This window comes from Variovorax sp. OV084 (genome assembly GCF_900111625.1).
Classification (GTDB): Bacteria; Pseudomonadota; Gammaproteobacteria; order Burkholderiales; family Burkholderiaceae_C; genus Variovorax.
The window spans coordinates 121,465-133,434 of sequence record NZ_FOII01000004.1 but is presented as its reverse complement, the minus strand read 5'-3'; the positions used below and the strand labels follow the sequence as shown (position 1 = coordinate 133,434).

General features: G+C 67.3%; 11 protein-coding genes and 1 pseudogene. 5 read left to right on the top strand and 7 right to left on the bottom strand.

Annotated elements, in window-relative coordinates:
• Window positions 1–51: 51 nt before the first annotated feature.
• Window positions 52–156: pseudogene (locus BMW87_RS35470) on the bottom strand (sulfite exporter TauE/SafE family protein); the annotation flags it as partial.
• A 375-nt stretch (window positions 157–531) separates the two neighbouring features.
• Between BMW87_RS35470 and BMW87_RS13415 the strand changes: the two are divergent.
• Window positions 532–1,770 carry an ammonium transporter gene (locus tag BMW87_RS13415; protein WP_093053644.1) on the top strand — a complete coding sequence of 413 codons (1,239 nt, stop codon included), beginning with the start codon at window positions 532–534 and terminating at the stop codon, window positions 1,768–1,770.
• A gap of 18 nt (window positions 1,771–1,788) precedes the next feature.
• On the top strand, window positions 1,789–2,091 hold the full coding sequence (locus BMW87_RS13410; protein WP_093053641.1) for a hypothetical protein: 303 nt from the start codon (window positions 1,789–1,791) through the stop codon (window positions 2,089–2,091).
• A gap of 35 nt (window positions 2,092–2,126) precedes the next feature.
• Here the strand turns inward: BMW87_RS13410 and BMW87_RS13405 are convergent, their stop codons facing one another.
• The 6 genes from BMW87_RS13405 to BMW87_RS13380 all read right to left on the bottom strand — a co-directional run bounded on the left by BMW87_RS13405 (window position 2,127) and on the right by BMW87_RS13380 (window position 9,020).
• Window positions 2,127–3,800: a thiamine pyrophosphate-binding protein gene (locus BMW87_RS13405; RefSeq protein ID WP_093076791.1), complete on the bottom strand. Its 1,674-nt coding sequence runs from the start codon at window positions 3,798–3,800 to the stop codon at window positions 2,127–2,129.
• 25 nt (window positions 3,801–3,825) lie between these two features.
• The gene (locus tag BMW87_RS13400; RefSeq protein ID WP_093076790.1) at window positions 3,826–5,055 is read right to left on the bottom strand and encodes a pyridoxal phosphate-dependent aminotransferase; all 1,230 of its coding nucleotides are present in this window, start codon (window positions 5,053–5,055) and stop codon (window positions 3,826–3,828) included.
• Window positions 5,052–5,951 carry an amino acid ABC transporter substrate-binding protein gene (locus BMW87_RS13395; RefSeq protein WP_093076788.1) on the bottom strand — a complete coding sequence of 300 codons (900 nt, stop codon included), beginning with the start codon at window positions 5,949–5,951 and terminating at the stop codon, window positions 5,052–5,054. Before BMW87_RS13395 ends, BMW87_RS13400 begins: the two co-directional genes overlap by 4 nt.
• Before the next feature lie 102 nt (window positions 5,952–6,053).
• A complete protein-coding gene (locus BMW87_RS13390; protein WP_093053629.1) occupies window positions 6,054–7,592 on the bottom strand; it encodes an L-piperidine-6-carboxylate dehydrogenase in 1,539 nt (512 codons plus the stop codon).
• A 127-nt stretch (window positions 7,593–7,719) separates the two neighbouring features.
• Window positions 7,720–8,139, bottom strand: coding sequence for an MAPEG family protein (locus BMW87_RS13385; RefSeq protein WP_093053626.1), 420 nt, complete (start codon window positions 8,137–8,139; stop codon window positions 7,720–7,722).
• Between the two features lie 14 nt (window positions 8,140–8,153).
• A complete protein-coding gene (locus tag BMW87_RS13380) occupies window positions 8,154–9,020 on the bottom strand; it encodes an IclR family transcriptional regulator (protein WP_093053620.1) in 867 nt (288 codons plus the stop codon).
• Window positions 9,021–9,237: 217 nt separating this feature from the next.
• On the opposite strand from BMW87_RS13380, the gene BMW87_RS13375 reads away from it, so the two are divergent.
• Genes BMW87_RS13375 through BMW87_RS13365 form a run of 3 tightly spaced genes read left to right on the top strand, consistent with a single transcriptional unit; the run spans window position 9,238 to window position 11,970 of the window.
• Window positions 9,238–10,311, top strand: a complete 1,074-nt coding sequence (locus tag BMW87_RS13375; RefSeq protein ID WP_093076787.1) for an ABC transporter ATP-binding protein — start codon at window positions 9,238–9,240, stop codon at window positions 10,309–10,311.
• Window positions 10,308–11,171 (top strand): ABC transporter permease, encoded by an 864-nt coding sequence (locus tag BMW87_RS13370; protein ID WP_093076785.1) that lies wholly within the window; start codon window positions 10,308–10,310, stop codon window positions 11,169–11,171. The genes BMW87_RS13375 and BMW87_RS13370 overlap by 4 nt, the downstream gene beginning before the upstream one ends.
• Before the next feature lie 4 nt (window positions 11,172–11,175).
• Window positions 11,176–11,970, top strand: a complete 795-nt coding sequence (locus BMW87_RS13365; RefSeq protein WP_093053612.1) for an ABC transporter permease — start codon at window positions 11,176–11,178, stop codon at window positions 11,968–11,970.

Below are 11,970 nucleotides of genomic sequence, written 5' to 3'. Positions count from 1 at the left end.
TGCAAGAAGCCCCCGCTCCGGGGGCTTTTTTCATTTGGGGCATTTGCTCGGGGTGCCCCAAATAGACGCGCTCTTGTTGGTGCCCGGCAGGGTCGCCGGCGGTGCGCCCGGAAACACGGCGAGCAGCGAGGCGCCCGTTACCACCAGCATTTCCATAGGGGGAAGACTACCCCACCCGTGGCGCTATCAAAAAAGGAGCTGAAGATGCAGGTGCATCAGGTCACGCAGGCATAAAAAAGGCGCCGACCAGCGGCGCCTTTCAAAGTCAAACACGGCATCTCGTACGGAGCCTTTGAAGCATTTTTATTGTTGCTTGGGGATTGTCTCCTCGGACCCTCGGCAGCACGAGCAGGGCCCGTTCGCGAGTGGGCAGACTTTAGGGTGCGCACCGCCTCAGTGCATTGGGAATTACCCGCTTTGCCTTACCGAGAAAGCCCGATTTGCGAACCAAAGTGTTTCTGATGGTTAACGATGTGGCACGACTTGTGCAGGCAGCACCAAGGTCCATCACTTCAAGAAGAAGAAACGGTCATGGCCCTGGCTCCGCACGCCTCCATCAACGCGGCAGACACCGCATGGATGATGACTTCGACCGCGCTGGTGCTGCTGATGACGCTGCCCGGCATCGCACTCTTCTATGCAGGCATGGTGCGCCGCAAGAACGTGCTGGCCACCATGGCGGGGGTGGTGGCGATAGCCGCGGCGGTCTCGCTGACCTGGTTCGCGGTGGGCTATTCGCTGGCCTTTACCGAGGGCTGGCCCTGGCTGGGCGGCACCGGGCGCTTCTGGTTCTCGGGCTTCGAGTACCTGAAGGAGGCCGGGCAGGTGGCGGTGAGCCACGTCGCGCCCAACGTGCCCGAGTCGGTCTACGCGATGTTCCAGCTGACCTTCGCGATCATCACCACCGCACTGGTGCTTGGCGCCTTTGTCGAGCGCATGCGCTTCTCGGCGATCCTGTGGTTCGCGCTGCTCTGGAGCGTGCTGGTGTACGCACCTGTCGCGCACTGGGTGTGGGAGCCGGGCGGCTGGCTCGCGCAGATGGGAGCGCTCGACTTCGCTGGCGGCTCGGTGGTGCACGTCAACGCGGGCATCGCGGGGCTGGTGTGCGCCTATGCGCTCGGGCCGCGCAAGGGCTACGGGCGCGAGGCCTTCGAGCCCTACAGCCTGGCGATGACGATGACGGGCGCGGGCCTGCTGTGGGTAGGCTGGTTCGGCTTCAATGCGGGCTCGGCGGTGGCGGCCGACGGGCGCGCGGGCCTGGCGATGCTGGTGACGCACATCGCGGCGGCGGCCGGCGCCATGAGCTGGATGCTCGGCGAATGGATCGTGCGGCGCAGGCCTTCGCTGCTGGGCCTGTGCTCGGGCCTGGTGGCGGGGCTGGTGGCCATCACGCCGGCGGCCGGCTTCGTCACGCCGCTGTCCGCGCTGGCCATCGGCGCCATCGCGGGGCTGGCCTGCTACTGGGGCGCCACCGGTCTCAAGCACCTGCTTGGCGCGGACGACTCGCTCGACGTGTTCGGCGTGCACGGCATCGGTGGCATCGTGGGCGCGCTGCTGACGGGCGTGTTCGCCGATGCGCGCATCTCGGGCGCCACGGGCGACGTGCTGACGCAGGCGATCGCCGTCGGCAGCGTGGCTATCTACAGCGCAACGGGGACGGCGGTGGTGCTGTTTCTGGTGCACATCATGGTCGGGTTGCGCGTCGATGCCGACAGCGAGGTGCTGGGCCTCGATCTTGCACAGCACAGAGAACATCTCGGGAGTAGTTGACCCACCGACGGAGGAACCATGCCATCCATGTCCGAAAGCGAACGCATCGCCCTTGCTGCCCGCCTTCACGTGGCGCTGCGGCGAAAGCATGGGCGCGTGACCGACACCGAGTGGATGGCGACCAATGCCGAGTACGCGGCCGAGATCGTGCGCATGACGCGCGCGCACGCTGCCGACACCAAGGACGAGGAGCTTTACCAGTTGGCGACGCGGCTGGAGCAGGCGATGGAGCCGCTGGCTCGCGCTGCGCGGCTGGCGGCACGGCAGCCCGATGGGACGCCGCCTACGCCGCCGCCTCGCTATGTGGGTGGGTTGCGCTGAGTCTTTTCGGGGTGCGTGCGAATGGCATCGGGTGCTCAGCTTGCAGCCAGCGCTGCCTTGCGAATCGACTGCAGCGTGCTTCCCGGGGTGATCGCTTCCGGGTCCAGCAGGCAATGCAGGATGGCCGGCTTGCCGCTCTCTCTCGCGCGCGCCAGCGCGGGGCCGAATTCTTCGGTGCTGGTCACGCGTTCGCCGTGGCCGCCGAACACCTCGGCATAGCCGCGAAAGTCCGGGTTCTTCAACTGCGTGGCGCTGATGCGGCCGGGGTAGTGCTTTTCCTGGTGCATGCGGATCGTGCCGTACATGGCGTTGTCGAGCAGCACCACGATGATCGGCAGGCCGTACTGCACAGCCGTTGCGAATTCCTGGCCGTGCATCATGAAGTCGCCATCGCCCGCGAACACGACCACTTCGCGCTGCGGCCACAGCCGCTTGGCGCCGACGCCGGCCGGCAGGCCGTAGCCCATCGAGCCGCTGGTGGGCGCAAGCTGGCTCGCGTAGGAGCGGAAGGGCCAGAAGCGGTGCACCCAGGTGGCGAAGTTGCCCGCACCGTTGCAGAAGATGGTGTCGGCCGGCAGCACTTCGCGCAGGTGCTGCATGACCTCGCCCATCTGCAGCGGGCCGGGAATGCGGATGGGGGCCGGGTCGCTCCAGCGCAGGAAGTCTTCGCGGGCGGTCTTCGTTTCTGCCTGCCAGGCCGGCGTTTGCGCGGGGCGCAGCGTGGACACGGCTTCCGCGAAAGCCTGCGGCGTGGCGTGGATGCCCTGCGCCGGACGATAGAGCTTGCCGAGCTCGTCGGCGTCGGCGTGCACGTGCACCAGCGCCTGCTTCGGCTGCGGAATCGCCAGCAGCTCGTAGCCCTGCGACGGTACTTCGGACAAGCGCCCGCCGACCAGCAGCACGAGGTCGGCGTTGCGGATGCGCTCCAGCATGCGCGGATTGGCGCCAAGGCCCAGGTCGCCCGCATAGCAGGGGTGCTCGGCCGACATCAGCATCTGGCGACGGAACGAGCAGTACACGGGCAGCGAGAACGCGGCCGCGAAATCCGAGAACTGCTGCGCGGCCTTCTCCGACCAGCGGCTGCCGCCCAGGATGACCACCGGGCGCTGCGCCTGCGACAGTCGATGCTGCAGCTCTGCGAGTTGCGCTGCACCGGGATGGGTTTCGGTCACCGCGTAAGGCTGCGCGTCGGCCACCGTCGCAGCCTCGGTCAGCATGTCTTCGGGCAGCGCGATCACCACCGGCCCGGGCCGACCCGAGGTTGCGACATGGAAGGCACGCGACACCAGCTCAGGCACCCGCGCCGGATCGTCGATCTGCACCACCCACTTGGCCATGGTGCCGAACACCGCGCCGTAGTCCAGCTCCTGGAAGGCCTCGCGGCCCAGCGCATCGCGCGCGACCTGGCCGACGAACAGCAGCAGCGGTGTCGAATCCTGGTGCGCGATGTGCACGCCGGCTGCCGCGTTGGTGGCGCCCGGTCCGCGAGTGACGAAGCACACGCCCGGCTTGCCGGTGAGCTTGCCCTGCGCCTCGGCCATCATCGTCGCGCCGCCTTCCTGGCGGCACACGGTCACGTCGATGGATGCGTCATGCAGCGCATCGAGCACGGCGAGAAAGCTTTCGCCGGGCACGCAGAACAGTTGCTTGACGCCGTGGGTGATGAGCTGGTCGACCAGGATCTGGCCGCCGGTGCGGGGTGAGGTCATGCGTTTTCCAATGAAATGAAGGAGGTCATTCGAGCGCGGCGCAGGCAGCGATGATGCGCGCGCACGCCTCTTCCAGCTGCGCCATCGACGTCGCATACGAAATACGGAAATACGGCGCCAGCCCGAACACGCTGCCCGGCACCACCGCCACCTCGAAGTCCTGCAGCAGGTAGCAGCAGAAGTCGCTGTCGGTCTGCAACAGCGCGCCGCCGCGGGTGCGCTTGCCGAGCACGCCGACGCAGCTCGCGAAGGTATAGAACGCGCCTTCCGGCACGCGGCAGTGCAGCCCCGGCGCGCGGTTCAGCGCGGCGACCACGAAGTCGCGCCGCGCCTGGAAGTCGGCGCAGCGCTCGGCCACGACGTCCTGCGGCCCGGTCAGCGCCTCGATGGCAGCGGCCTGGCTGATCGACGAGGGACACGAGGTCGTCTGGCTCTGCACCACGGCCATGGCCGCGATCAGCGCGCGCGGCCCGGCGCCGTAGCCCACGCGCCAGCCGGTCATCGCGTAGGCCTTCGACACGCCGTTGATGGTCAGCGTACGTTCGCGCAGGCGCGGCTCCACGGCCACCGGCGTGGCAAACGCCAGCCCGTCGTAGAGGATGTGTTCGTAGATGTCGTCCGCCAGCACCCAGACTTGCGGATGGCGCAGCAGCACCTCGCACAGCGGTTTCAGCTGCGCTGCGCTGTAGGCCGCGCCGGTCGGGTTCGACGGCGAATTGATGAACAGCCAGCGCGTGCGCGGCGTGATGGCCGCTTCGAGCTGCGCGGCGTCGAGCCGGAAACCGTTCTCCCCGGTACACGCCACCGGCACCGGCACGCCGCCGCAGATCTGCACGATGTCGGCGTACGAAGTCCAGTACGGCGCGGGCAGGATCACCTCGTCGCCGGGGTTCAGGCTGGCCATCAGTGCGTTGAAGATCACCTGCTTGGCGCCTGCGCTCACGCTGATTTCGTCGAGGGCGAAGTCGAGCGCGTTGTCGCGCTTGAACTTGAGCTGCACCGCCGCCTTCATCGCCGGGCTGCCGTCGAGCACCGTGTAGCGCGTGTCGCCGCGCCCTATGGCGCGCACCGCAGCCTCGCGCACGTTCTGCGGCGTGTCGAAGTCAGGCTCGCCCGCGCCCAGCACGATCACCGGACGGCCCGCGCGCTTGAGCGCGTTCGCGTTGTCGGTGATGCGCAGGATCTCCGAGACGCCGATGGCGCGCACGCGCTGCGCCGGCTGAAAAGCGAGGGAGGCAACGGTATCTGCTGTCACTTGGCGTAGGCCTCCAGTGGCTTGTCGTTGGGTTCGAGCATCAGCTGCTTCAGCGCCGCGCTCATCGGCAGGTTCAGGCTCGTGTTCTTCGGCGGAATGGCGGCCACGAACCACTTGGTGTAGATCTTCTCGAGGTCGCCGCTCTTCATCATTCGGCGCAGCGAATCGTCCACCGCGGTCTTGAAGGCCGGGTCGTCCTTGCGGAACAGCAGCGCGATCGGCTCCGAGCCCAGCGCGTCGCCCACGATGCGATAGGCCGCGGGGTTCTTCGAGTTCGCGATGATCCCGGCCAGCAGGTTGTCGTCGAGCACGAAGGCATCGGCGCGGCCCGACTCCATCAGCAGGAAGCTTTCGAGGTGGTCCTTGCCGAGCATGGTGTTGTACGAGACGTTCTGCGCGCGCTCGCGCTTGCGCAGCAGCTGCACCGCAGTGGTGCCGGTCGATGCCGAGACGTTGCGGCCCGCGAGCTGGTCGAGCGTGGTGATGCCCGAATCGACCTTGGTGGCCATGCGCACTTCGCTCACATAGGTGGTGAGCGCGAAGGCCACTTGCTGCTGGCGCGCGGTGTTGTTGGTGGTGGGGCCGCAGCCGATGTCGAGCGTGCCGTTCTGCACCAGCGGGATGGTGTTCTGCGCGGTCACGGCCATGTATTCGAGCCTGGCCTGCGGTGCGATGTCCTTCAGCACGCGCTCGCACAGCTCGACGTGGTAACCCACGTACTTGTCGCCCGCGCCGAGCATGTAGGCCATCGGCGGCGAGGCTTCGCGCACGCCGAGCACGACCTTGCCGCTGGTCTTGATCTTGTCGAGGGTGCCGGTGGCCGGGGTCTGCGCGCTGGCACCGAATACGAATGCAAGCAGCGTGGCGGCCACGATTCTCTTGAAGGGAATGCTCATGTTCTCTGTCTCCTGGTTATGGTTTTTGGTGAATGCATGCGGCCGCCCACCTGCCGCCGCAGCAAGGCGCTGCGCGGCAAGCTCGAACGAACCGGGAGGCGATCAGTCGCCGATGTCGAAGGTCACGCCTTGCGCGAGCGGCAAGGCGGTGGAGTAGTTGATGGTGTTTGTGGCGCGGCGCATGTACGCCTTCCAGCTGTCGGAGCCGGCTTCGCGCCCGCCGCCGGTTTCCTTCTCGCCGCCGAAGGCGCCGCCGATCTCCGCGCCGCTCGGACCGATGTTGACGTTGGCGATGCCGCAGTCCGAACCCGCGCTCGACATGAAGCGCTCGGCCTCGCGCATGTTCAGCGTGAAGATCGACGACGACAGGCCCGCGCCCACTGCGTTGTGCAGCTCGATGGCTTCGTCGAGCGTGCTGTAGCGCACCACGTACAGGATGGGTGCGAAGGTCTCGCGCAGCACGGGGCCCTCATGCGACTTCAGCTCGACCAGCGCGGGGCGCACGTAGTAGGCGTCCTTGGTGCCGATGCCTTCGACGCGCTGGCCGCCGTGCACCTTGGCGCCGATCTCGCGGCATTCACCGAGCGCCTTTTGCATGCCGTCGAAGGCCGCACGGTCGATCAGCGGACCGACCAGCGTGCCGGCCTCGCGCGGGTCGCCCACCTGCACGTTGCCGTAGACCTTGGCGAGCTTGGGCACCAGCTGGTCGTACACGCTCTCGTGCACGAACAGGCGACGCAGCGTGGTGCAGCGCTGGCCGGCCGTGCCCATGGCCGCGAAGGCGATGCCGCGCAGTGCGAGGTCGAGGTCGGCCGAGGGCGTGACGATGGCAGCGTTGTTGCCGCCGAGTTCGAGAATGGCGCGGGCAAAGCGTGCGGCCAGCTTCGGCCCCACCTGCCGGCCCATGGCGGTCGAGCCGGTGGCCGAGAGAATCGGCACACGGTGGTCGTCGACCAGCACCTCGCCGACGTCGCGCTGGCCCAGCAGCAGGCCGAGCAGGCCTTCGGGCGCATCGCCGAAACGTTCGATGGCGCGCTGCGCGATGGCGTGCACGGCCAGCGCGGTCAGCGGCGTTTTTTCAGACGGCTTCCACACCACCGAGTCGCCGCACACCAGCGCCAGCGCCGCGTTCCACGACCATACGGCCACCGGAAAGTTGAAGGCCGAGATCACGCCGCACACGCCCAGCGGGTGCCAGGTTTCCATCATGCGATGCTCGGCGCGCTCGGTGGCCAGCGTGAGGCCGTAGAGCTGGCGCGAGAGGCCGACCGCGAAGTCGCAGATGTCGATCATTTCCTGCACCTCGCCCGCGCCCTCGGACGGGACCTTGCCGGCCTCCAGCGTGACGAGCAGGCCCAGGTCGCGCTTGGCGGCGCGCAGTTCTTCGCCCAGCAGCCGCACCAGCTCGCCGCGGCGCGGCGCCGGCACGTTGCGCCAGGCCTTGAAAGCCTCGTGCGCACGGCCGATGGCAGCGGTGGCCTCGGCCGGCGAGGTCTGCGGCACCTGCGCAATCACCTCGCCGCTGACGGGCGAACGCACCGTCAGCTCGCCGCCGGTGTGGGCCTCGGGGGGCACGCCCAGACGCTGCAGCAGCTGCTCGACTTCGGTGGCGACGGAGGGGGAGGTGTTGGCTTCGGACATGGACGCGCTCCGGGAAGGAGGAGAAAGGAGGACCCGGTCAATATCTGCGAATCCCGCGCTCTTGCCTAGTGAAAATATGGAAGGACCTGATGCGTTTCAGGAATGAACTCGCACGATTCATGTGCGCCTAGCGCACCAACCGGGTGGCCGCCATCACCCACAGCACCACCAGCACGCCGTTGCTCGCGGCGAACAGCACCAGCCGGTGGATCACATGGTTGTAGGTCAGGTGCACCACGCTGTGCAGCGCGCGCAGGCCGACGTACGCCCAGGCCAGCCAGATCGCCGTGGGCGTGGGCAGCACCGCTACATAGAAGAGCAGGCACACCACATAGAACAGCACCGGCAGCTCCAGCAGGTTCATGTAGTTGCGATTCGGGATGCGCACGGCGTCGGGCACGGCCGCCGATTCGCCCAGCTTGAAATCGATGCCCCGGACCTCGCGGCGCCGCACGGCGCGGATGCGCACGATGGGGATGAGCAGCAGCACCAGGCCGGTGAGGCCGGCGAGGGCGAATACGGGGTAGAGGATCGAGGGGTTGTTCATGGGAGATTCCTCACTCAGCCCGGCCCGGGCGCCTCGGGCAACGAAATCTTCTGGCTCGCCGGCGACCCCGCCAGGCTCTGCGCCGGCCTCCTCAACGTCGCATCGAACGGATTGATCTTCGGCCCGATGGCCGCTGCCTCGCGCTTGAGCAGCTCGACCACCGTCGGCATGCGGTCCGCATTGAGCCGGTCGGCAATCGTGCCCACGCTCAGTGCCGCCACGGCACGCCCCTCGCGGTCGAGGATCGGCACGGCCACGCCCGCCATGCCTTCGAGCAGGCCCGTGTTGCGCCCCGCATAGCCCGCCTGCCGCACGCGCTCGATCTCGGTGCGCAGATACACCTCGTCGTACACGCCGTACTCGCGCACGCGTGAGAGGTTGAAGCGGATCACCTCTTCACGCTCGGCCTCGGGCAGGAAGGCCAGGATCGCCAGCGCGCCCTGCCCCACGCCCAGCGCGATGCGCCCGCCGATGTCGCCGGTGAACGAGCGAATCGGGAACGGCCCTTCGCTGCGGTCAAGGCACACCGCGTCGAAGCCACTGCGCGCCAATAGAAAGATGCTGTCACCCAGGCTCGCGCACAGCCGCAAGAGCACCGGCCGGCAAATGGAGCGCAGGTCGCCCGGGTTGCCAGCGCTCGCTGCCAACGCGAAGAAGTCGATGCTCAGCCGGTAGAGCTTGCTGCGCTCGTCCTGCTCGACCATGCCTTCGGCCATGAGCGATTGCAGCAAACGGTGCGTGGTGGCCTGCGTGAGGCCCACGGAACGTGCGATCTGGGTCACGCGGCCGCCTTCGGCCTGCACCGCGCCGAGCGCGCGGATCACCGAAAAGACGCGCGGCACGCCGCCGCTGGCCGCCGGCGACGCCGAAGAGGTCTCCATACCTTGCTCCTGTGGAATCCGATGTATCAATCGCAGCCATCATATTCCATTGATCGGAATAAATTGAAGAAAGATTCTGATTAATGGAATACCCGAGGCGATCTGGCGCAATCGTTGCAATAGAGTGAATCAAGAGCAGCAAGCTGTCCATGGCCCGCACCAAGGTGAAACAAGGTGCCTGAAGCCATCTTTTCGCCCCCGAAGAAAGGCCCGTTCCATGTCATTCCTCCGGCTTACCGACGTGACCAAGTTCTATGGCGCCACCCGCGCGGTGTCGGCCATGAGCCTCACTGTGGAAAAGGGCGAGTTCGTCTCGCTGCTCGGCCCCTCGGGCTGCGGCAAGACCACCACGCTGCAGATGATTGCTGGCTTCGAGGCCGTGAGCAGCGGCCGCATCGAGCTCGCGGGCAAGGACATCACGCATGCCAAGGCCAACACGCGCGGGCTGGGCATCGTGTTCCAGACCTACGCCCTGTTCCCGCACATGACGGTGGCCGACAACGTGAGCTTCGGCCTCGAGATGCGCAAGATGCCCAAGGCCGAGCGCATCGAGCGCGTGAAGCAGGCGCTGGCGCTGGTGCACCTCGAAGCGCATGCCGCGCGCTACCCGCGTGAACTGTCGGGCGGCCAGCGGCAGCGCGTGGCGCTGGCGCGCGCGCTGGTGATCGAGCCGCCGGTGCTGCTGCTCGACGAGCCGCTGTCCAACCTCGACGCCAAGCTGCGCGAGGAAATGCAGTTCGAGCTGCGCCAGATCCAGCGCAAGGTCGGCACCACCACGGTGATGGTCACGCACGACCAGAGCGAGGCCATGTCGATCAGCGACCGCGTGGTGGTGATGGAAGGCGGCTGCGCCACGCAGATCGACCACCCGCAGCGCGTGTACGAACACCCGAGCACGCGCTTCATTTCCACCTTCGTGGGCAAGGCCAACCTGCTCGACTGCCGCGTGTCGAACAGCGGCGCCACGCGCACCTGCGTCGAGGTTGGCGCGCTCTCGCTCGACGTGGACGACACGGGCTTCAGCGTCGACGCCGCCGCGCTGCTGAGCGTGCGGCCCGAAAAGCTGCAGCTGGTGCCGCCGGGCCAAGGCCGCCTCGACGGCGAAGTGCAGGAGCGCTTCTTCCTCGGCAGCCAGTGGCTCTACCGCGTGGCCACGTCCGTCGGCGATCTCACGGTGCTGAGCCCCAACGACGGGCGCGAAGCACTGGAAGAAGGCAGCCGCACGGGCCTCGACTGGCCGGCGCACTGCATGCGGCTGCTGCCAGCGGAAGAAAAGGCTGTCGCGGCATGAGCAGCGTATTGAAGAGCAAGGCCACGCCCTGGTGGCTCTCCGGCCCCGCGCTGCTGCTGTTCACCGCGCTGCTGCTGGTGCCGCTCGCGCTCACGGCTGTGCTGTCGTTCAACGTGTACGACCCGGCCACCGGCCCCAAGTCCGGCGAGTTCACGCTCGCGCACTACGCGCTGGTGTTCTCCGACTCGTACTACCTCGGCATCTTCTGGCGCACCTTCTGGGTCTCGGCCCTTGTCACGCTGATCTGCGTGCTGGTCGGTGCGCCCGAAGCCTATTTGCTGAGCCGCATGCGCAACCCGTGGCGCTCGGTGCTGCTGCTGGTGGTGCTGGCGCCGCTGCTGGTGTCGGTGGTGGTGCGCGCCTTCGGCTGGAGCATGCTGCTGGGCCCCGAGGGCGCTGTGAACGGCCTGCTGGGCCTGCTCGGCATCGGCCCAGTGAAGATCCTCTACACCAGCACGGCCGTGGTCATCGCGCTGGTGCACGTGATGCTGCCCTTCATGGTGATCCCGGTGTGGACATCGCTGCAGAAGCTCGACCCGGGTGTCGAGAACGCAGCGCTCTCGCTCAACGCCACGCCCTTCACCACGCTGCGGCGCATCGTGCTGCCGCAGGTGATGCCGGGCATTCTCTCGGGCAGCCTGATCGTGTTCGGTCTTGCTGCGAGTTCGTTCGCCATTCCGGGGCTGCTGGGCGGGCGACGCCTGAAGATGGTGGCGACCATCGTCTACGACGAATACCTCAGCGAGCTCAACTGGCCGCTCGGCGCAGCCGTGGCGCTGGTTCTGCTGGTGGCCAATCTCGTCGTGATGCTGAGCTACAACCGCCTGGTAGAAGGCCGCTACAAGAAAGCGCTGGGCTGAAGCGATGAACAAGAACGGCCCCATCGCCCTCGCGTTCAACGCGCTCGTCATCGTCTTCATGCTGGCGCCGCTGGTGGTGGTGTGCATCGTGGCGTTCACGCCCGAGAACACGTTGACCATTCCGACCACGCACTTCTCGCTGCGCTGGTTCAAGGCAGTGTTCGCGCACCCCGACTTCATGCAGTCGTTCTGGAACAGCCTGTGGCTCGCGCTGAGCTCGGCCACCATCGCGACGCTGCTCGCGGTGCCAGCCGGCATGGCGATCACGCGCTATGAGTTTCCGGGACGCAACTTCCTCAACGGCCTGTTCCTGTCGCCGCTGATCGTGCCGCACCTGGTGCTGGGCGTGGCGCTGCTACGGCTGTTCGCGCTGGTCGGCGGCACGGGCAGCTTCGGCTGGCTGGTGATGGCGCATGCGCTCATCGTCACGCCCTACACGCTGCGGCTGGTGGTGGCGGCGCTGGTGGGCTTCGACCGCAGTGCCGAGCAGGCTGCGCTGTCGCTGGGCGCGAGCCAGGCCACGGTGTTCCGCCGCATCACGCTGCCGATGATCCTTCCGGGCGTGACGGGCGGCTGGATGCTGTCGTTCATCAACAGCTTCGACGAAGTGACGATGTCGATCTTCGTCACCGCACCAAGCACGGTGACGCTGCCGGTGCGCATGTACATGTATGCGACCGAGTCGATCGATCCGCTGATGGCGGCGGTGTCGGCGCTGATGGTGGCGATCACGGCCTTCGCGATGGTGCTGCTCGACCGTGTTTACGGACTCGATCGCGTGCTGGTGGGGCGCAGATAA